Below are 19,110 nucleotides of genomic sequence, written 5' to 3' on the forward strand. Positions count from 1 at the left end.
GCGAGACGGCGCCCCCCGCCCCACTGGCCGCCGCGACGCCGGCCCCAGCGCCCCCGCCGCAGCAGCAGATCGACCCGGCCGTCACCCGTTCGCTGGCGGACATCATCCACGCCATCGACGTGCCCGAATCCGAGCGCCAGTCGAGCGTCGTCGCGGTCGACCTGTCGGAGATCGCCCAAATCCAGGCCGCCCGCCGCGCCGAGCGGGACGCGGCGGCGGCTGCCGCCGCGGACAAGGCGAAGAAGGCCGCCGCCGCCAAGGCGAAGGCCGAAGCGGATGCCAAGGCCAAGCAACTGGCCGAGGAAAAGAAGAAGGCGGCCGAGGAAAAGGCGCGCCTTGCCGCCAATCCCTCGCGCAGCTGGCTCCAGGTGGGTACGGGTGCGAACAAGGGCGCGCTGGCCTTCACCATGAAGGGGTTGCGCAAGAAATATGCGTCGCTCGAACCGCAGGACGCCTGGGTGGCGAGCTGGGGCCGCACCAATCGCCTGCTTGTCGGGCCGTTCAGCAGCTTCACGCGGGCCAGGACGCTGGAGGACAAGCTGAAGGCGGCGGGCGCGGACGTGTTCGCCTGGAAAAGCGATGCCGGGGAAGTGGTCGAGCGGCTCCCGGCCAAATAAGGCGATTTACCACGGCGGGCACATCGAACGACTCGGCAATGGCCGAAAAGGACTTTAAAGGGCGCGGCATGACGCTGCTTGCACCCTATGCCTCGCATCCCGGCCGCAGCCGGGGCCGCCTCCACGCCGAACCCGGCGGGGAGGTGCGGGGGCCACGCGACATGTTCCAGCGGGACCGCGACCGCATCATCCACAGCATCGCCTTCCGCCGCCTGCGCCACAAGACGCAGGTGTTCGTGTCGCCCGACGGCGATCATTTCCGCGTCCGCCTGACCCACAGCCTGGAGGTGGCGCAGATCGGCCGCACGACGGCGCGGACGCTGGGCCTCAACGAAGACCTGACCGAAGCGCTGTGCCTGGCGCATGACATCGGCCATCCGCCCTTCGGCCATGCGGGGGAGGACGCGCTGGAGGCGGCGCTCGACGCGCATGGCGGCTTCGACCATAATGCCCATACGCTGCGCACGCTGATGCTGCTGGAAAGTCCCTATCCTCTATTCTGCGGCCTCAATCTGAGCTGGGAGATGCTGGAGGGGCTGGCAAAGCATAACGGCCCGGTCACGCGGCCCGGCTGGGCAATGCGGGAGGTGGACGCGCTGTTCCCGCTCGACCTTGCCAGCCATGCGTCGCTGGAGGCGCAGTTGGCGGCGATTGCGGACGACATCGCCTATGACAATCACGACATCGATGACGGGCTGCGCGCCGGCCTGCTGACGCTGGACCAGCTTTTGAGCGTGCCGCTGGTGAAGGGCTGCTGGGACCGGGTTCGCGCGCGCTATCCCGATGTGGCGCAGGATCGCCTGCTGCGCGAACTGGTGCGGGAGCAGATCGGCGTGATGGCGAACGACCTGATCGCCGCCACCCGCGCCAATATCGCGGCGGCGGGCGTGGAGAGCGTCGACGACGTCCGCCGGGCCGGGCGCGCGCTGGTCGGCTTTTCGCCCGAACTCGCCGCGCAGGAGCGCGACCTCAAGCGCTTCATGTATGCGACGCTCTACCACCACCCTTCGCAACTGGCGGCGGCCGACCGGGCGCGCGTGATCGTGACCGACCTGTTCCGCGCCTATCAGGCGGACCCGACGCTGATGCCGCAGGAGTGGCGCGACGATTGCGCGACTTTCGAACCCCGGCGCAGCCGCCATATAGCGGACTTCATCGCCGGCATGACCGACCGCTACGCCGAAAAGCGTCATGCCGAGATTTTCGGCGAAGCGGCATTGGCCTGAGGCGGACGGCGGCAGGCCGGGCGCATAGGGCCGAACGGCCGGCAAAAGAGGAACGCGCCGATTGAGCGATTGACGGCGCGGCGCGTTTCACGCAATGCGGAACTGTCGCCGGTGCCGTGGATTCGGCTATCGGACTTGATGCGGGAGAGCATGGGAGGCCTTTCAGGCCAGCCCGTCGCCGAAGGAGCAACCGCCCCGGAATCTCTCAGGCCAATGGACCGCATCATGGGCAGGCACTCTGGAAAGCGGACGGTTCATTCCGTCCCACCGAAGGGGTAAGCCATCCGGTCGCCTGGCCGGTGGTCAAAGCTCTCAGGTTCCGTGACAGAGGGGGTGGCAAACGCGATGAGTCCGACTCCGGACGGGCGCGTCTGTCGCCAATGACCCTCGCATGGAAAGGCCGCCCCTCATGTCCGGCAATGACGACATCGCCCATATCGAAGAAGAATTGCCGTTGCAGGACCTGCCGCTGGATGGCTGGCACCGCGCCAGGGGCGCGCGCATGGTCGGCTTTGCGGGCTATCACATGCCGATCCAATATGAAGGCATCATGGCCGAACATGTCTGGACTCGCGAACATGCCGGGCTGTTCGACGTCAGCCATATGGGCCAGCTCGGCTTCTCCGGCGAGGGCGTGGACGACGCGCTGGAAATCCTGCTGCCCAGCGACATCAAGGGGCTGAAGCCCTTTCGCCAGCGTTATTCCATGCTGCTCGACGAAGAAGGCGGCATATTGGACGACCTGATGGTCTCCCGCCTGGGGGACGGCGCTTTCGGCGGCGCGGACATCTATATGGTGGTCAACGGCGCGACCAAATATGACGACATGGGCTGGATGATCGAGCATCTGCCCGACGAAGTGGTGATGAACCACATGGACGAGCAGGCCCTGCTCGCCTTGCAGGGTCCGGAGGCGGGGGAGGCGCTGGCCACGCTGATCCCCGAAACCGCCGATCTGATCTTCATGCAATCCGGTCTCTTCACCTGGCGCGGCGTTCCGCTGTGGATCAGCCGGTCGGGCTATACCGGCGAGGACGGCTTCGAGATCAGCGTTCCCGCCGCCGATGCCGCTCTGCTCGCCGATGCGCTCTGCGCGTTGCCGCAGGTGAAGCCGATCGGGCTTGGCGCACGCGATTCGCTGCGCCTGGAGGCGGGATTGCCGCTCTACGGCCATGACCTGACGCCTGCCGTCAGCACCATCGGCGCCGATCTGGGCTTCGCCATCCAGAAGCGCAGGCGCGAAGAAGGCGGCTTCATCGGCCATGCGCGGGTGATGAAGGAATTGGCGGACGGGCCGGGTTCGAAGCGCGTGGGCCTGAGGATCCAGGGTCGCCTGCCCGCGCGCGAGGGCGCGCCTATCTTTGCTGGCGGCGCGCGGGTGGGCGAGGTCACGTCCGGCGGCTTCGCGCCGACCGTGGGCGCGCCGATCGCCATGGGCTGGGTCAGCCTGCCGCACAGCGCGATCGGCGCCGCGCTGGAGATCGAAGTGCGCGGCAAGCGCATCGCGGCGGAGGTTGCGCAGATGCCGTTCGTTCCGCACCGTTATCGCCGCAAAGCCTGAGTCCTTTCTGGTTTCTGATTGGTCGCGATTTTCAAGCAAATCACTCGGAGGGAAGTAAATTATGAGCCGTTATTTCACCGACGAACATGAATGGATCGATGTCGAGGGCGAAATCGCTACCGTCGGCATCACCGACTATGCGCAGGAGCAGTTGGGCGACATCGTGTTCGTCGAACTGCCCGCCGAGGGCACGGCCTTCGAAAAGGGCGACGACGCCGCCGTGGTGGAGTCGGTCAAGGCCGCGTCGGACGTCTATGCGCCTATTTCGGGCGAAGTGGTCGAAACCAACAGCGCGCTGGAGGACGAACCCGCGCTGGTGAACAGCGATGCCGAAGAGGATGGCTGGTTCTTCAAGCTGCGCGTCACTGATGCGAGCGAACTGGAAGGCCTGATGAACGAAGCCGCCTACAAGAAGTTCGTGGCGAGCCTTTGAGCAAATCATAAGCCCCTCCCTTCCAGGGAGGGGGGAGTTTTGGAAAATGCGCTACCTACCCCTTACCGACACTGACCGGCAGGACATGCTGACCGTCATCGGCGCATCGTCGGTCGACGACCTGTTCGTGGACGTTCCCGTCGAAGCCCGGCTTCCCGGCAAGATCGCCGGCCTGCCCGACCATGCCAGCGAACTGGCGGTCGAGCGGCACATGGCGGCCCTTGCGCGGAAGAATCTGTCGGCGGGGGAAGCGCCCTTCTTCCTGGGCGCGGGCGCCTATCGCCATCATGTCCCCGCCAGCGTCGATCATCTGATCCAGCGCGGCGAGTTCCTGACCGCCTACACGCCCTATCAGCCGGAAATCGCGCAAGGCACGCTCCAGGTGCTGTTCGAATTCCAGACGCAGGTGGCGCGCCTGCTGGGCTGCGACGTCGCCAACGCCTCCATGTATGACGGGTCGACCGCCTGCTGGGAAGCGATCGGCATGGCCCGCCGCATCACCAAGCGCGGCAAGGCGATCCTCTCGTCCGGCCTGCATCCCCATTATGTCTCGGTCGCCAACACCATGGCGAAGTTCACCGGCGACGCGCTGGTGCATCAGGCGCCGACGCTGGACGCCGCGCCCGACATCGACGCGCTGATCGCCGGGATCGACAAGGATACAAGCTGCGTCGTCGTCCAATATCCCGACATTCTGGGCCGCATCGCCGACCTGACGCCGCTGGCCGACGCCGCCCATGCGGTGGGCGCGCTGCTGGTCGCGGTCGTCACGGAGCCTGTGGCGCTGGGCGCTTGTCGGGCGCCGGGTCATATGGGCGCGGACATCGTCGTGGGCGAGGGCCAGTCCATCGGCGTCGGCTTGCAATTTGGCGGGCCTTATCTCGGCCTCTTCGCGTGCAAGCAGAAATATGTCCGCCAGATGCCGGGCCGCCTCTGCGGCGAGACGGTGGACGCGGTGGGCAAGCGCGGCTTCGTGCTGACCCTTTCGACCCGCGAACAGCATATCCGCCGTGAAAAGGCGACGTCCAACATCTGCACCAATTCCGGCCTCTGCGCGCTGGCGTTCAGCATCCATATGACGCTGCTGGGCGAAAGGGGGCTGCGGGAACTGGCGGCGCTCAACCATGCCCTCGCCGTTCAGGCCGCCGACCGTCTGGCCCAGGTGCCCGGCGTCACGCTGCTCAACGACAGCTTCTTCAACGAATTCACCCTGATCCTGTCGAAGGACGCTCGCGAAGTCGTCCGCAACCTCGCGGACAAGGGGGTTCTGGGCGGCGTCTCGCTGGGCCGCCTGTTTCCGGATGCGCCGGAGATCGGCAACGGGCTGGTCGTCGCCGTCACCGAAACCGTGACCGCGGAGGATGTCGAAGCCTTTGCCAAGGCGCTTGAGGAGGAGCTGGCATGACACATACCGACCAACCTCCGTTCGTTTCGAGCCCTTCGACTGCCTGCCAAGGCAGGCGCTCAGGACGGGCCAAGGTCGAGAAACGATATGAGTGCGCTTGCCGCTTCTCGACTTCGCTCGAAGCGAACGGCATCTGGATCAAGGAGATTGCGGCATGACCATGCTGAAGGAAGGCCGCCCCACCGCGCCGCAAGCCCTGAACGAAGCCGATGCGGCCCCCGCGACCGCCACTGGCAACCGCGCGCTGATGCTGGAGGAGGCGCTGATCTTCGAGATCGGCTCGACCGAGACCACCGGCGTCGATTTCGCCGAAGCGCCCAAGGTCGCCAGCCGCCTGGGCAACCTCGCCCGCACCGACGGCATCGGCCTGCCCGGCCTGTCGGAGCAGGAGACGGTGCGCCATTACACCCGCCTCAGCCGCCAGAATTATGCCATCGACCTTGGCCTGTTCCCCCTCGGCTCCTGCACGATGAAGCATAATCCGCGCCTGAACGAGAAGGTGGCGCGGATGCCCGGTTTCGCCGATCTCCACCCGCTTGCGCCGCAATCGACGGTGCAGGGCGCGCTGGCGGTGATCCATGAACTGGCCGCCTGGCTGGTGACGCTGACCGGCATGCATTCCGTCGCGATGAGCCCCAAGGCGGGCGCGCATGGCGAGCTTTGCGGCCTGCTGGCGATCCGCGCCGCCCTGGAAGCGCGCGGCGATGCGCGCAGCGTCATCCTGGTCCCCGAAAGCGCGCACGGCACCAACCCCGCCACCGCCGCCTTCTGCGGCTACAAGGTCGAGGATATTCCGGCGACCCCGGACGGCCGCGTCGATCTGGAGGCGCTCAAGGCCCGCCTCGGCCCCGATGTCGCGGCGGTGATGATCACCAACCCCAATACCTGCGGCCTGTTCGAGCGGGACATGAAGACGATTTCCGACGCGGTGCACGCCGCCGGGGCCTTCGTCTATTGCGACGGCGCGAACTTCAACGCCATTGTCGGCCGGGTCCGCCCCGGCGACCTGGGCGTCGACGCGATGCACATCAACCTGCACAAGACCTTCTCTACGCCCCATGGCGGCGGCGGCCCGGGCTCCGGCCCGGTGGTCCTGTCGGAGGCGCTGGCGCCCTTCGCGCCGCTGCCCTTCGTGGAAAAGCAGGGCGACAGGTTCGTGCTGGTCGAGGAAGAGACGGCGGAAGACCATCATGGCCAGACCTTCGGCCGCATGGTCGCCTTCCATGGCCAGATGGGCATGTTCACCCGCGCATTGACCTATATCCTCAGCCACGGCGCGGACGGCCTGCGGCAGGTGGCGAGCGACGCCGTGCTGAACGCCAACTATATCCTGCGCAGCCTGGATGACGTGTTGGATGCCCCCTTCGGCGGCAGCGGCCCCTGCATGCATGAGGCGCTGTTCAGCGACAAGGGACTGGCCGAAGGCTTCACCACGCTCGACATCGCCAAGGGGCTGATCGACGAGGGCTTCCACCCGATGACCATGTATTTCCCGCTGGTCGTCCACGGCGCGATGCTGGTCGAACCGACCGAGACGGAAAGCAAGGCCGCGCTGGACCAGTTCATCCTCGCGTTGCGCAGCCTGGCGGAACGCGCCAAGGCGGGCGACGAGGCGCTGAAGGGCGCGCCCTATTTCGCCCCGCGCCGCCGCCTGGACGAGACGCTGGCCGCCCGCAAGCCGGTCCTGACCTGGACAGAGCCGGAACTGGCGGAAGCCGCCGAATGACGGACAGGCCGGAACCGTGGGAACCCGGTTCCGGCTCTGCCTCTGCGGGCAAGCGCCACGCGCCGGCGACGGCGCGCAACCGCGACGCCATATTGGCGGTGCTGCGCGAGGAATTGCCATCCTCCGGCCTCGTGCTGGAGGTGGCGAGCGGCAGCGGCGAGCATGCAGTCCATTTCGCCGCGGCCTTGCCCGCACTCGACTGGCAGCCGAGCGATCCCGATCCGGCGGCGCTCGCCTCCATAGAGGCATGGCGGGAGGAAGCGGGCCTTGCCAATGTGCGTCCACCGATCCGGCTGGATGCAGCCGCCGACTGGCCGGTGGAAGCGGCTGACGCAGTCCTGTGCATCAACATGGTTCACATCAGCGAGTGGGCGGCCACCGCCGGGCTGTTCAAAGGACGCGCTAAACTGCTGCCCGCCGGCGCTCCGCTGATAATCTATGGCCCCTTCCTTGAAGCCGACGTCGAAACGGCTCCGACCAATAGGGCGTTCGATCGCTCGCTGAAGGCGCGTAACCCCGAATGGGGGCTTCGCGATGTCGCCGATCTCGATAGGGTCGGCGAGGCATTCGGCCTTGCGCAAGTCCGGCGGATGGAAATGCCGGCCAACAATCTCATCCTGATTTACCGTTCGCGCCGGTCCTGATCGAAACGGCCGGGAACTGAATCGGCGAGGTTCAACCGAGGAATTTGATCAGATCGGGCGTATTCCGCACATTCCGGCTGACCGCCAATATATGAGGGACGCTTTCCGTGGTTTCGGCATCAACGAGGACGCGAACGGCTCCCATCGCCTCAAGCGCCTTGGTGATCGACGTCTGGTTCAATTCCGATGGAGTCGTGATCAGTTTGGAGATTTGATCCGAATTTAATCCGATGGTCTTGACCTCCAAATCTCCCGAAAGCGCATCGGTCGAAGCGTTGAAGCCAATCGGGAACAGGCCGTTCAGATTCAGTCCGGCTTTCTTCGTGTTGATGTTCGCGATCACGCGAAGTCCCACGCCTACTTTTGCGCGGCCGGCCGTTTTCCCGTCCATCATGATGCTGTCCTGCATGAACCGCATATAGTCGACAGTGACGCGATAGCGGCCCTTTTCGCCGGTCAGCGCGCCCGTCAGGAATGTCAGGCTACCGCCGTCATTCACCTTTTCGACAGTGACCTTCGCATCCTGATTCGACAGCAGGGCGCGTCTTTTCTTTTCGGCCAGCGATGCCCAATAGACCTCCGCCTCGGTCGTTCCGTCGAATATCTTGACCTTGGGAACCTGAATCGGCTCGATAGGCACGAAATTGGTGGGGTCGAAAGGATCGATCCCTCCCAAATCCGTGCGTTTGATGATCTGCGCGGACGCTTCCGACGCCAAGCCGACGCCAGCGGCGATGGCGGCCATCGCCGCCAAAGCGTTCCGGCGGTCGTGGGTTCGCATTTCGGCATCCTGGCTGTCGGTCATAGATCACTCCCTCGATGGAAGAATAAGCGCATAGATCAAGACATTGCGCAAGCGAAACGCTTGGCGCGGGGATCGGGTTTCGGTCGGATTTGGATGCAATGGCGTTCGCCCCGCCCTCCCGCGAATGAACCGTCCCCGATATTCGGACGGCGGACTTGAAAGTCACCCCCGCTCCTGCGAAGGCAGGACGCCAGATCGAACGCCGGAACTGCGCTCCCGCCTTCGCGAGGGCACGGCGTGCGCCGAACGGAATGAATGCCCCAGACCCTCCTCTCCCTCGTCACCGCCGAACTCGCCGCGCCCGCCGACCCGCGCGCTGCGGCGATGGCGGGCGCGCTCGCCGCCCAATATCCCGCAGCTTCGCGGGCCGTGCTCTTCTACGGCTCTTGTCTGCGGGAGAAGAATCTCGACGGGCTGATGCTGGATTTCTACCTGATCGTGTCGGACTATCGCGCCGCCTATGGAAAGCGCTGGCTCGCCACCGCCAACCGGCTGATCCCGCCCAATGTCTTCCCCTTCGAGCATAATGGCCTGATCGCCAAATATGCCGTGCTGTCGGAGGCCGACTTTGCGCGGCTGAACAGTCCGGCCGCCGACAATGTCTCTGTCTGGGCGCGCTTTGCCCAGCCTGCGCGGCTGCTCTGGGCGGCGGACGACCTGGCCCGCCAGCGCGCCATCGCCGCCGTCGCCGGCGCCACCCCGACCCTGCTCTCGCTCGCCCGCCCCATGGCGCAGGAGCAGGACGCGCTGTCGCTCTGGCGGACGGGTTTCGCCCTGACCTATGGCGCGGAATTGCGGGCCGAGCGGAAGGGCCGGTCGCTTTCCATCGTCGATGCCGATCCGGATCGCTATCGGCGTTTCGGGGACGCCGCGCTGGCCCAGGGCCTGCCGCCATCGCCGGAGCCGGATCAGGCGGCTGCCCGCTGGCGGGTGCTGCAAAGGCGCGGCAAATGGCTGTCCGTCGTCCGCCTCGCCAAGGCCAGCTTCACCTATGCCGGCGGCATCGATTATCTGGCGTGGAAGATCAACCGCCATGCGGGCACCGCGATACAGATCAAGCCATGGCAGCGCCGCTGGCCGCTGATCGGCGCGCTCACTCTGCTGCCGCGGCTGTTCCGGGGTGGTGCGATCCGCTGAGCGCATTCGACAGCGCCTGTGCCAGGACGGTCAGCGTATAGGGCTTGCGCAGCACTTCATGCCCGCCGAAATCCGCGCTTTCGGCCGTGTCGCCGGCATAGCCGGTGACGAACAGCACCGGCAGGTGCGCGTAGACGGCGGGCAGGGTGCGGACCATTTCCGGCCCCGTCATGTCGGGCATCAGCACGTCGCTGACGATCAGGCCGATGTCGCGATGGCTGGCGAGCAGCTTCACCGCCTTGGACGGATGGTCGCAGGCGACGGGCAGGTGGCCCAGTTCGGCCAGCGCCGCCATCGTCTGGTTGAGGACGCGCGGGTCGTCCTCCACCACCAGGATGCGGGTCGGGGGATGAAGCACGGGTTCCCGGTCCAGCGCGGGCGCATCCATCGCGTCCTCGCCTTCCGCGCCGATATGGCGGGGCAGATAGAGGTGGACGCTGGTGCCCCTGCCGGGTTCGGATTCGATGCGGATTTCGCCCTCGCTCTGGTGCACGAAGCCGAAAATCTGGCTGAGGCCGAGGCCCGTCCCCTTGCCCACCGGCTTGGTGGTGAAGAAGGGTTCGAACACGCGGGAGAGGATTTCGGGCGTCATGCCGCAACCGTCGTCGCTGACGCTGAGCGTTACATATTCCCCGCCGGCGCATTCGCCAACCTCATGGTGGGCGAGTTGGACCTGCCCGGTCCGGATGATCAGGCGACCCCGTCCGTCCATCGCATCCCGGGCGTTGACGCACAGGTTCAATATCGCATTTTCCATCTGATGCTGGTCGACGAAGATCCGCCAACCCTTCGCCTCATTTTCGAAGGCCATGGTGATCTGGTCCCCGATCGATCGGTCGATCAGGTCGGACAGCCCGGCCACCAGCGCATCGGGATCCACCGCGCTGGGCAGCAGCGGTTCCGACCGGGCGAAGGCCAGCAGGCGGCGGGTCAGCGCGGCGGCGCGGTTTGCGCCCTCCATCGCATTGTCGAGATGGCGGTTCGCCTCCTGCGGTTTCAGGCGCAGCTTGCGCTTGGCGAGTTCCAGCCCGCCGACCACCACCGCCAGCATGTTGTTGAAGTCGTGCGCGATGCCGCCGGTCAGCTGGCCCACCGCGTCCATCTTCTGCATCTGGCGCAGATTTTCCTCGGCGGCGGCGCGCTCGGCGGTCTCCTTCTTGAGCCGTTCATAGGCGTCCGACAATTCGGCGGTGCGGGTGGCGACGGCCTCCTCCAGCCGGTCGGCGCGCTCCGCCTCGTCGTCCGCCTGCCTGCGCGCATTGCGCCGCTCGCTATAGGCGGCATTGGCGAACCAGAGCGCGAACAGCACGCAGACCAGCAGCACCAGCCCGAAAAGCTGGGACGTCTTGCCGAACCATGCATTGCGGTCCCCCGCCAGCGACACGGCCTGGCTGCGTTCCTGCAACCGGGCGTTTTCCGCCTGGATGACCCGGTCCAGCAGCGCCGTGATGCGCATCAGGTCGCGGGACTTGCCGGCCTGATGGAATTGGGCGAGCGCCGCCATCTTCTGGTCGTAGGTGGTGCGCAGGCCGATCTCGCTCAGCGTCTTGCCGCGCTGTTCGAACGCCGCCTGCAACGCCATCACATTGCCGCGTTGCCAGTCGGAATGGCGGGTGGTGTAGTTCAGCGTCTTGAGCTGGCTTGCGGCGGTGCGCCACTGGTCCTGGAACAGGCGGCCGGTATCGGGGTCCAGGCTGATGACATAGCGGGCCAGAGTCACTTCGGCCCGCGCCGTCTTCGCCTCGAAAGCGCGGGCGAGGGCGATCACCTCGAAACTGCGGCGCTGTTCCTTCAACGCGCGCTCATGGTCGCGGGCCGCGTGGCTGGCGCTGTAGAGCAGCGTGCCGAGAGAACCAACCAGCAGGATGACGAGCACCAGCGGCAGGAAGCGCGCCACGAACGCCCGCCACCCTGTCGCATGTTCATCCATGAAAAACCCGTCCGCCATCGACAGTTACACTAGATGAACAATATTAACGGAGAAATGCCGTAGGTGAAAGGTTCCGCTTTTGCGGCAAATTCCATCGCGTTAAATGCCCGTCCGGTCGCGGTGTCGACGGGAAGGCGCGATCAGCCGATCGCGCCCGTGGCCCTGCCCGCGGCCTCGAACATGGCGATGATCTGGCCGACCTGTTCATCGCTATGTTCCGCGCAAAGCGAACAGCGCAGCAGGAAGGTTCCGGCGGGGGTCGCCGGGGGGCGCGCCATGTTGACGTAGAGCCCCAGCTCCAGCAGCGTCTGCCACATGGCCACCGCCTGGGTCTGGTCGGTCAGGATGACCGCGATGATCGCGGACTGCGGCGTTTCCGTGCCCAGCCTGAAGCTGAGGTCGGTGAGGCCCTTGTGCAGCCGCTGGCTGTTCTTCCACAGATGGGCGCGCTTCTCGCCCGCATGCATCAGCTTGCGGATCGACGTCGCGGCGGTGGCGACGACGCTGGGCGGCAGCGACGCGGTGAAGACATAGGGACGGCAGACCAGGCGCAACACCTCGAACTTCGGGTGGTTGGACACGCAGAAGCCGCCGACCGTGCCGACCGACTTGGAGAAGGTGCCGACCACGAAATCGACCTCCTTCTCGACGCCCTGCTCCTCATAGACGCCGCGGCCATTGGGGCCGAAAAAGCCCATGCCATGCGCCTCGTCCACCAGGATCATGCAATTGGGATGCTTGCGCACGGCAGCCACCATGTCCGGCAGCGGCGCGACGTCGCCCAGCATCGAATAAACGCCCTCCAGAACCACCAGCTTCAGTGCGTCGGCGGGCAGGCGGCCCAGGCGCTTGTCCAGATCCTCCACGCTGTTGTGGCGGAAGCGGACGATCTCCGCATCGCCCAGGAAGCAGCCGTCATAGATTGAGGCGTGGCTGTCGGCGTCCAGAACGACATAGTCGCCCTTGCCCGCCAGGGTGGAAATCATGCCCAGATTGGCCTGATAGCCGGTGGAGAAGACCATCGCGCCGCTGGTGCCGTAGAAGTCCTTGAGCGCTTCCTCGACTTCCTTATGGCCCTGATAGGTGCCGTTCAGCAGGCGGCTGCCGGTGGTGCCCGCACCGAAATCGTCCAGCGCCTTCTTGCCCGCGGCGATGACGTCCGGGTCGAAGGTCATGCCCATATAGTTGTAGGTGCCAAGCAGGATCGTGTCCTTGCCCTTGATCACCGCCTGGGTGGGGGACTTCACCTCGTCCATGACGATGGCGAAGGGATCGCGCACGCCTGTCGCCAGTAGCGCCTCGCGCTCGGCGATCAGGGGGTCGAATTTGGAGAAGAGGTCGCGGGTTTGCGTCGTCATATTGGTTCCTCGACCCGTTCGTGCTGAGTTAGGTGGGAAGGCAAAGGCCTCGTATCGAAGCGCCCTGCGCCGGTCCCTGTCCTTCGATGCGCCATTTCGACAGGCTCAATGGCTACTCAGGACGAACGGCAATAAAAGTCAGGCGGCTTTCAGCCCTTCAGCTTCGCCACGGCGTCCACGAGCTGGCCGACGGTCTCGATCTCGGCCTGCATGTTCATGGTGATGATGATGTCGAATTCGTCCTCGATCGCGGCGACGAAATCCATCACCGTCAGGCTGTCCCATTCCAGATCGCCCGCGAAGGTGGTGGCTTCGGTCAGTTCGACGCCCTTTTTGTTGAAAGGCGCGATCTGGCTCAAAACGCTGTCGAAAATTGGCTGGCGATCCGTCATTATCCGTGGTGCTTTCCGTGAAAGAGCGGCTTTTGCCCTCAAGCGTCGCTCTTTGGCAAGGGAATAAGGCGGCAATCGGGCATGACTGTCGCGAAAAAAGGGGAAGGGAGACTATGGCCGACGGGGTGAATGCGCCGGTGCCCAATGCGATCCACCTGCTGCGCACGGCGGTGCAGACCAATATGCAATTGAGCCAGATGGCCGACCAGAAGGCGAACATGCTGATCGGCGCGTCGATGGTGATCTTCACGCTTTGCGTCGCGCAGTTGCGGTCAGGGGCGCTGGTCTGGCCGGTGGCGGTGCTGGCGGTGGGCGTGTTCCTGGCCGCGACCTGCGCGATCATGGCCGTGCTGCCCAGCGTCGGCCGGTCGCGCGGGGATGTGGGAACGGACGACAATCTGCTGTTCTTCGGCATCTTCACCAGCCTCAGCGAGGCGGAATTCAGCGACCGGATGATGCGGCTGGTGTCGGACGACGACGCGCTGTGCCGGGCGATGCTGCGCGACATGTACCAGAACGGGCAGGTGCTCCAGCGGCGGAAATATCGCTGGCTGGGTTATGCCTACCGGCTGTTCCTAGCGGGCGTAGTGACGAGTTTTGTCGCGCTGGTGGTGGATTTGGGGCTGGGGTGGCGTTGACGGGGAAGGGGGGCGAATGCCCCCGCAAATTACCGGAAATTGTCCGCGTAGGCCTGAATCTTCAACGTCTTCGGTGCCGTCGGGATTACCGTATAGGCGATGCCTTCGCGCTCCGCATAGGCGCGTGCGGCTTCCTCGGAAGAAAAGCTCAGCCTGATCTGCTGCTTCGTGTCGCCCGAGCCCGCCCAGCCGGTCAGCGGATCGGGCTTCTTCGCTTCGGCCGCCACATATTCCAGCACCCATTTGCGGGTCAGCGCCTTGCCGGACTGCATGGCGTTCTTCTGGATCTGATAGATGCGCGCGCTCATCGCGAGGAAGACTCCTGAGGGAAGATCGGGTTGCGTTGCACCAGCGAATGGATCGAAGTCAAGGCTTCCCCTTGGCGTCGGCGCGTTTCGTGCGCAGCGTGGCGCTGGCCGCCGCCGGATCGTCCGGCCAGGGATGCCTGGGGTATCGGCCGCGCATTTCCTTCGCCACCGCGCTCCAACTGCCCGCCCAGAAGCCGGGGAGGTCGCGCGTCGTCTGGATCGGCCGGCCGGCCGGCGAGGTGAGGGAAAGCACCAGCGGAACGCGCGCGCTGCCGACCACCGGATGCTCGTTGAGGCCGAACAGGGCCTGGACGCGCAGTTCGACGCGGGGGCCGCCCTCCGCTGCATAATCGATCTCATGGCCGCTGCCTGCGGGGGAGCGGAATTCGGGCGGGGCGAGCCGGTCGACCCGCTGCTTGCCGTCCCAGCCGATCAGCCCTTCCAGCACGCCGGAAAGCTGCGAACGGTCGATGTCGGAGAGACGGCGCCTGCCTTGCAGCAGCGGGGGGAGCCATTCGTCCAGCGTCTCCATCAGCGCGGCATCCGACAGCGCCTCCACGCCGGCGAAGGCAGCGCGCATCCTGAGCGATCGCGCCGCGTCGGACCAGGGGAGAAGGTCCAGCCCGCCCTGCCGCGCGCCGTCGGTCAGGGCTGCAACCACGGCATCCGGATCGGGTCGGTCATCAGAGCCGGAGGAGAGCCGCACCGCGCCCAGCCGCCTTTCGCGCAACGCCTCTATCCCGCCATTGGCGGCCCGGAATCGCACGGTGCGATGCTCCGCGATCCGGGCCGCGAACAGGGCGATCACCTCTGCCTCGCCGATCGGCGCGGCGGAGAGGATGCGGGCGCCTGCCGCGCTGCCTTGCACTTCGCCCACCGCCAGCCATTCCTCCCGCGCCAGGGGGCTGAGCGGATCGAGCCGGAAGCCGCGTCCGCCGACGCTTGCCCAGTCCGCGCCGTCGGCGGAGCGGCGCTTGGAAACGCGATCCGGGAAGGCGAGGGCGAGACAGAGGCCGGTTTCATGGCCATGCTCCACGCCAAGGGTTCCCTTGGCCGCAGGCGGTGGAACCAGCTTCGCCCATCGTCTCGCCATCGCCCGCGCCGCATCGGCGCGCTTGCCGCTCTCACGCCGCCAGCGCATTCGTCGCTGCGTCAGGTCCGTATCCTGCCCGCCGATTCCCCGTTCGCTCAGCAGCACGGCAACCTCCGCCGCGACCTCCGCCAGTCCGATTTCGCCCGCCCGCACCAGCATATGGCCGATGCGCGGTTCCAGCGGCAGGGCGGCGAGCGCCTTGCCATGGGCGGTGATGCGTCCGCCCTCGTCCAACGCCTCCAGCGCCGTCAGCCGTCTGCGCGCCTCCGCCACGGCGGCGGCGGGCGGCGGGTCCAGCCAACGCAACTCGCCCGGATCGCCCACCCCCCAAAGCGCGCAATCCAGGATCAGGCTCGACAGGTCGCTCTCCAATATCTCCGGCGGGTCGAAGGGCGGCATGCCGGCGGTCGCCGCCGCTTCCCAGAGGCGATAGGCGACGCCCGGCCGCTGTCGCGCCGCGCGGCCCGCCCGCTGGGTCGCCGCCGCCTGGCTCGCCCGCTCCGTCACCAGCCGGGTGATCCCCGCCGCCCGGTCGTAGCGCGGCCGCCGCGCCAGACCGCTATCCACCACGATCCGCACGCCGTCGATGGTCAGGCTGGTTTCCGCGATGGACGTGGCGAGGATCACCTTACGCCGTCCCTCCCGCGAGGGGCGGATCGCCGCCCGTTGCGCCGCCGGGTCGAGCGAGCCGTGGAGCTTGTGCACCTCCACCCCCGCGCCCTCCAGCCGTTCCGCCGTCCGTTCGATCTCCGCCACGCCGGGCAGGAAGGCGAGCAGGTCGCCCTCCGCCTCCTCGCTCAGCGCCCGGCGGATGGTCGCCGCCATCTCCTCCTCGATCCGCTTTTCCGATGCGCGCCCGACATGGCGTAACGCCAGCGGCTGGATGCGGCCTTCGCTCTCCACCACGGGCGCGCCGTCGAGCAGGGCCGCGAAACGCGCGCCATCCAGCGTAGCCGACATGGGTACGATCCGCAGGTCGGGCCTCAGCGCGCCTTGCGCGTCGAGGGCCAGGGCCAGCCCGAAATCGCTGTCCAGGCTGCGCTCATGCACTTCGTCGAACAGGATGGCGGAGACGCCCGAAAGCTCCGGATCGTCCTGAATCCGCCGCACGAAAATGCCTTCGGTCAGGACCAGCAGCCGCGTGGCCTTCGAAACCTTCGAATCCATCCGGGTCGCGTAGCCGACGGTGCCGCCGACATCCTCGCCCATCAGTTCGGCGATCCGCTCCGCCGCCGCCCGCGCCGCCAGCCGCCGGGGGGAGAGCAGCAGGACCTGGCCCGTGCACCAGGGCTGGTCCAGCAGGGCGGGTCCGACGGCGGTCGTCTTGCCCGCGCCCGGCGGGGCCACCAGCACGGCATTGCTCCCTTCGCGCAAGGCGGCGAGCAGGTCGGGCAACACGGCATGGATGGGCAGGGCGGTCATCGCCGCTTCCTCTCGCGCCATTCGCGCCTCAACGCAATGATTCAGCCGAACAACAGAATATGGATCGGGTTTTTGGGGTCCAGCAGCATCTTGGCGGTCAGCGCCAGCGACAGGATGATCAGCAGCGGCCGGATCAGCCGGCTGCCGAAGCGCATGGCCAGCCGCGAACCGATCTGCCCGCCGGTGATGCTGCCCACCGCCATGGCCAGCCCGACGATCCAGATCACATGGCCGCCCGCGATCATGGTGATCAGTCCGGCCAGGTTGCTGGCGAAATTGGCCGCCTTGGTCTGGGCCGTGGCGCGCACAAGGCCAAGGCCGCCGAGAGCGATGAAGATGGTGGCGTAGAAGGCCCCCGCGCCCGGTCCGAAAAAACCGTCGTAAAAGCCGATGACGCCGATCAGCAGGCTGAGCGCGACCATGCCGACCCGCTGGTGCCGGTCCATTTCGCCGACCTTGGGCGAGAAGGTGAAATAGGCCGCCAGCGCGATCAGCAATGCGGGCATCAGTCCGGCGAGGATGGACGGATCGACCCTCTGCACCAGCCAGGCGCCGCCGACCGATCCCGCGAACGCCGCGAATATGGGCCAGCGATAGGCCTTCAAATCCATATGTCCCGCCCGCGCATAGGCGACGCAGGCGCCGAACGTGCCGAGCGAGCTTTGCAGCTTGTTGGTCGCGACCGCGGCCACGGGCGGGATTCCGGCGGCCAGCAAGGCGGGCATCGCGATCAGCCCGCCGCCGCCCGCCATCGCGTCGATGCACCCCGCGATCAACGCCGCGGCCATCAGGAAGGCGATGGTTTCAGGGGAGGGGATCATAAGCGGCGGTTTGGTCTTGCTGAATGAAGAAGGGTATGTGTGGCAGGAACCCGGTCCTGCCGTCTGAACTGGGTCCCTGCCTTCGCAGGAACACCAAACTCAAACGAACCGGCCGCCTGTTCCCTCAATAGGCGCGCGCAATGGCGAACTCGACCGCTTCGGTCAGCGCCGCCCTGGCCTTGCCATTGTCGAACATGCCGAGCGCGTCGATGGCCCGCTGGCCATAGTGCCGCGCCCGCGCCAGCGTGTCCGCAATCGCGCCGGTCTTGCGCAGCAGGCCGGTCGCATGGGCCAGATCCTCGTCGCTCACCCGGTTGCCCGCAATCGCCGCCTTCCAGAAGGCGCGTTCCTCGTCCGAACCCCGCGCATAGGCCAGGATGACCGGCAACGTCACCTTGCCGTCGCGGAAATCGTCGCCCGCATCCTTGCCCATGGTCGCGCCGTCCGATTCATAGTCGATGGCGTCGTCGATAAGCTGGAAGGCGATGCCGAGGTTCCGGCCATAGACGTCCAGGGCCTGCTCCTCCGCCTCGTCGCGGTCGGCCACCACGGCGGAAATGCGGCAGGCGGCGGCGAACAGGGCGGCCGTCTTCGCGCCGATAATGTCCAGATATTGCTCTTCGCTGGTGTCGATCTTGCGCTGGGCGGTAAGCTGGTTGACTTCGCCCTCCGCGATCACGGCCGATGCGTTGGAGAGGATCTTCAACACCTTCAGCGACTCCGCCTCGACCATCAGTTCGAAGGAGCGGGAGAAGAGGAAATCGCCCACCAGAACGCTGGCGCTGTTGCCCCAGATGATGTTGGCGGTCTTGCGGCCCCGGCGCAGCCCCGATCCGTCGACCACATCGTCGTGCAGCAGGGTCGCGGTGTGGATGAACTCGACCGCGGCGGCCAGCTTGTAGTGGCGCGACCCCGCATAGCCGACCAGATCGGCGCAGGCGAGCGTCAGCATCGGCCGCATCCGCTTGCCCCCGCCCGCGATCAGATGGCCGGCCAGTTCGGGGATCAGCGGGATGCGCGACTGCATCCGGTCCAGGATGACGGCGTTCACCTGGTTCATGCCCTCGGCGACCAGCGCCATCATGGGGGCGAGCGAAGGCGCGCTGCTGGCGCGGCCGATGGGATGGACATTGCCGGTGGCGGATGCTGTCATGACAAGCGCCATGTGGCGGCGCGAAATGCTAAAGGCAAGCGGGAATAGCTTGCCTGACGCCGCGGAAGAGGCAAAAAGCCCCCGATATTGGATGACGCATCGCTCGGGCGGAAAACCCGTACCCGCTTTTCCTGGCGATGCTCTGCTGGAGGACCATGGTGGACGAGACTTTGAAGCGCTATCGCGAGAGCATCGACAATATCGACGCGGCGCTGGTCTTCATGCTGGCCGAGCGGTTCAAGATCACCCAGGCGGTGGGCGAGCATAAGGCGACCCACGACCTGCCCCCCGCCGATCCGGGTCGGGAGGAACGCCAGATCGCGCGCCTGCGCCAACTCGCCACCGACGCCCATCTGGACCCCGATTTCACCGAGAAATTCCTGCGCTTCATCATCGACGAGGTGATCCGCCACCATGAAAGGCTGCGCGAGGGCTGAATAT

18 protein-coding genes and 1 riboswitch are annotated in these 19,110 nt (G+C 66.4%); of the genes, 10 read left to right on the forward strand and 8 right to left on the reverse strand.

The features are described 5' to 3' along the window. From L286_RS37105 to L286_RS37135, 7 genes are all read left to right on the forward strand, one after another. On the forward strand, window positions 1–617 hold a 617-nt coding region (locus L286_RS37105), incomplete at its 5' end, for an SPOR domain-containing protein (protein WP_021223546.1). 68 nt (window positions 618–685) lie between these two features. After that, entirely contained in the window at window positions 686–1,843 is a 1,158-nt protein-coding gene (locus L286_RS37110) for a deoxyguanosinetriphosphate triphosphohydrolase (RefSeq protein ID WP_031293353.1), read from the forward strand. Between the two features lie 131 nt (window positions 1,844–1,974). Continuing rightward, window positions 1,975–2,074, forward strand: a riboswitch (glycine riboswitch). Between the two features lie 178 nt (window positions 2,075–2,252). After that, on the forward strand, window positions 2,253–3,404 hold the full coding sequence (gene gcvT / locus L286_RS37115) for a glycine cleavage system aminomethyltransferase GcvT (protein ID WP_021223548.1): 1,152 nt from the start codon (window positions 2,253–2,255) through the stop codon (window positions 3,402–3,404). A gap of 61 nt (window positions 3,405–3,465) precedes the next feature. Further along, window positions 3,466–3,837, forward strand: coding sequence for a glycine cleavage system protein GcvH (gene gcvH / locus L286_RS37120; protein WP_021223549.1), 372 nt, complete (start codon window positions 3,466–3,468; stop codon window positions 3,835–3,837). Between the two features lie 46 nt (window positions 3,838–3,883). Beyond that, a complete protein-coding gene (gene gcvPA, locus L286_RS37125) occupies window positions 3,884–5,242 on the forward strand; it encodes an aminomethyl-transferring glycine dehydrogenase subunit GcvPA (protein ID WP_031293355.1) in 1,359 nt (452 codons plus the stop codon). A gap of 154 nt (window positions 5,243–5,396) precedes the next feature. Continuing rightward, window positions 5,397–6,968 (forward strand): aminomethyl-transferring glycine dehydrogenase subunit GcvPB, encoded by a 1,572-nt coding sequence (gcvPB, locus tag L286_RS37130; protein WP_021223551.1) that lies wholly within the window; start codon window positions 5,397–5,399, stop codon window positions 6,966–6,968. Next, window positions 6,965–7,612, forward strand: a complete 648-nt coding sequence (locus tag L286_RS37135) for a DUF938 domain-containing protein (protein ID WP_021223552.1) — start codon at window positions 6,965–6,967, stop codon at window positions 7,610–7,612. The genes gcvPB and L286_RS37135 overlap by 4 nt, the downstream gene beginning before the upstream one ends. 31 nt (window positions 7,613–7,643) lie before the next feature. Here L286_RS37135 and L286_RS37140 read toward each other — a convergent pair whose 3' ends face one another. Continuing rightward, complete coding sequence (locus L286_RS37140; RefSeq protein ID WP_238559317.1) at window positions 7,644–8,357, reverse strand: hypothetical protein; 714 nt, start codon at window positions 8,355–8,357, stop codon at window positions 7,644–7,646. A 315-nt stretch (window positions 8,358–8,672) separates the two neighbouring features. Here L286_RS37140 and L286_RS37145 point away from each other — a divergent pair, with 315 nt between their 5' ends. Then, entirely contained in the window at window positions 8,673–9,554 is an 882-nt protein-coding gene (locus L286_RS37145; protein WP_021223554.1) for a hypothetical protein, read from the forward strand. Here L286_RS37145 and L286_RS37150 read toward each other — a convergent pair. The 3 genes from L286_RS37150 to L286_RS37160 form a co-directional block, all read right to left on the reverse strand. After that, window positions 9,511–11,502 (reverse strand): ATP-binding protein, encoded by a 1,992-nt coding sequence (locus tag L286_RS37150; protein ID WP_021223555.1) that lies wholly within the window; start codon window positions 11,500–11,502, stop codon window positions 9,511–9,513. The two genes, L286_RS37145 and L286_RS37150, sit on opposite strands and share 44 nt — an antisense overlap. A gap of 122 nt (window positions 11,503–11,624) precedes the next feature. Beyond that, window positions 11,625–12,842, reverse strand: coding sequence for a serine palmitoyltransferase (spt, locus tag L286_RS37155; RefSeq protein ID WP_021223556.1), 1,218 nt, complete (start codon window positions 12,840–12,842; stop codon window positions 11,625–11,627). Between the two features lie 149 nt (window positions 12,843–12,991). After that, window positions 12,992–13,234, reverse strand: coding sequence for an acyl carrier protein (locus tag L286_RS37160; protein WP_007685626.1), 243 nt, complete (start codon window positions 13,232–13,234; stop codon window positions 12,992–12,994). Between the two features lie 113 nt (window positions 13,235–13,347). Here L286_RS37160 and L286_RS37165 point away from each other — a divergent pair, with 113 nt between their 5' ends. Continuing rightward, a complete protein-coding gene (locus L286_RS37165) occupies window positions 13,348–13,872 on the forward strand; it encodes a Pycsar system effector family protein (RefSeq protein WP_021223557.1) in 525 nt (174 codons plus the stop codon). Between the two features lie 29 nt (window positions 13,873–13,901). Here the strand turns inward: L286_RS37165 and L286_RS37170 are convergent, their stop codons facing one another. The 4 genes from L286_RS37170 to L286_RS37185 form a co-directional block, all read right to left on the reverse strand. Further along, window positions 13,902–14,180: an ETC complex I subunit gene (locus L286_RS37170; protein ID WP_021223558.1), complete on the reverse strand. Its 279-nt coding sequence runs from the start codon at window positions 14,178–14,180 to the stop codon at window positions 13,902–13,904. A gap of 58 nt (window positions 14,181–14,238) precedes the next feature. Beyond that, the gene (gene hrpB, locus L286_RS37175; protein ID WP_031293358.1) at window positions 14,239–16,695 is read right to left on the reverse strand and encodes an ATP-dependent helicase HrpB; all 2,457 of its coding nucleotides are present in this window, start codon (window positions 16,693–16,695) and stop codon (window positions 14,239–14,241) included. 41 nt (window positions 16,696–16,736) lie between these two features. After that, on the reverse strand, window positions 16,737–17,516 hold the full coding sequence (locus L286_RS37180) for a TSUP family transporter (protein ID WP_021223560.1): 780 nt from the start codon (window positions 17,514–17,516) through the stop codon (window positions 16,737–16,739). Between the two features lie 124 nt (window positions 17,517–17,640). Further along, on the reverse strand, window positions 17,641–18,669 hold the full coding sequence (locus L286_RS37185; protein ID WP_007682456.1) for a polyprenyl synthetase family protein: 1,029 nt from the start codon (window positions 18,667–18,669) through the stop codon (window positions 17,641–17,643). A 155-nt stretch (window positions 18,670–18,824) separates the two neighbouring features. Here L286_RS37185 and L286_RS37190 point away from each other — a divergent pair, with 155 nt between their 5' ends. Next, the gene (locus L286_RS37190) at window positions 18,825–19,106 is read left to right on the forward strand and encodes a chorismate mutase (RefSeq protein WP_007682458.1); all 282 of its coding nucleotides are present in this window, start codon (window positions 18,825–18,827) and stop codon (window positions 19,104–19,106) included. Window positions 19,107–19,110: the final 4 nt, after the last annotated feature.

The organism is Sphingobium sp. HDIP04 (assembly GCF_000445085.1).
GTDB lineage: Bacteria > Pseudomonadota > Alphaproteobacteria > Sphingomonadales > Sphingomonadaceae > Sphingobium > Sphingobium indicum.

Coding starts and splice junctions, on each gene's coding strand:
- L286_RS37145 (WP_021223554.1), top strand. CDS start 8,673: ATGCCCCAGACCCTCCTCTCCCTCGTCACCGCCGAACTCGCCGCGCCC.
- L286_RS37160 (WP_007685626.1), bottom strand. CDS start 13,234: ATGACGGATCGCCAGCCAATTTTCGACAGCGTTTTGAGCCAGATCGCG.
- L286_RS37180 (WP_021223560.1), bottom strand. CDS start 17,516: ATGATCCCCTCCCCTGAAACCATCGCCTTCCTGATGGCCGCGGCGTTG.
- L286_RS37190 (WP_007682458.1), top strand. CDS start 18,825: ATGGTGGACGAGACTTTGAAGCGCTATCGCGAGAGCATCGACAATATC.
- L286_RS37135 (WP_021223552.1), top strand. CDS start 6,965: ATGACGGACAGGCCGGAACCGTGGGAACCCGGTTCCGGCTCTGCCTCT.
- hrpB (WP_031293358.1), bottom strand. CDS start 16,695: ATGACCGCCCTGCCCATCCATGCCGTGTTGCCCGACCTGCTCGCCGCC.
- L286_RS37165 (WP_021223557.1), top strand. CDS start 13,348: ATGGCCGACGGGGTGAATGCGCCGGTGCCCAATGCGATCCACCTGCTG.
- gcvPA (WP_031293355.1), top strand. CDS start 3,884: ATGCGCTACCTACCCCTTACCGACACTGACCGGCAGGACATGCTGACC.
- gcvPB (WP_021223551.1), top strand. CDS start 5,397: ATGACCATGCTGAAGGAAGGCCGCCCCACCGCGCCGCAAGCCCTGAAC.
- gcvT (WP_021223548.1), top strand. CDS start 2,253: ATGTCCGGCAATGACGACATCGCCCATATCGAAGAAGAATTGCCGTTG.
- L286_RS37185 (WP_007682456.1), bottom strand. CDS start 18,669: ATGACAGCATCCGCCACCGGCAATGTCCATCCCATCGGCCGCGCCAGC.
- L286_RS37110 (WP_031293353.1), top strand. CDS start 686: ATGACGCTGCTTGCACCCTATGCCTCGCATCCCGGCCGCAGCCGGGGC.
- L286_RS37150 (WP_021223555.1), bottom strand. CDS start 11,502: ATGGCGGACGGGTTTTTCATGGATGAACATGCGACAGGGTGGCGGGCG.
- L286_RS37170 (WP_021223558.1), bottom strand. CDS start 14,180: ATGAGCGCGCGCATCTATCAGATCCAGAAGAACGCCATGCAGTCCGGC.
- spt (WP_021223556.1), bottom strand. CDS start 12,842: ATGACGACGCAAACCCGCGACCTCTTCTCCAAATTCGACCCCCTGATC.
- L286_RS37140 (WP_238559317.1), bottom strand. CDS start 8,357: ATGGCCGCCATCGCCGCTGGCGTCGGCTTGGCGTCGGAAGCGTCCGCG.
- gcvH (WP_021223549.1), top strand. CDS start 3,466: ATGAGCCGTTATTTCACCGACGAACATGAATGGATCGATGTCGAGGGC.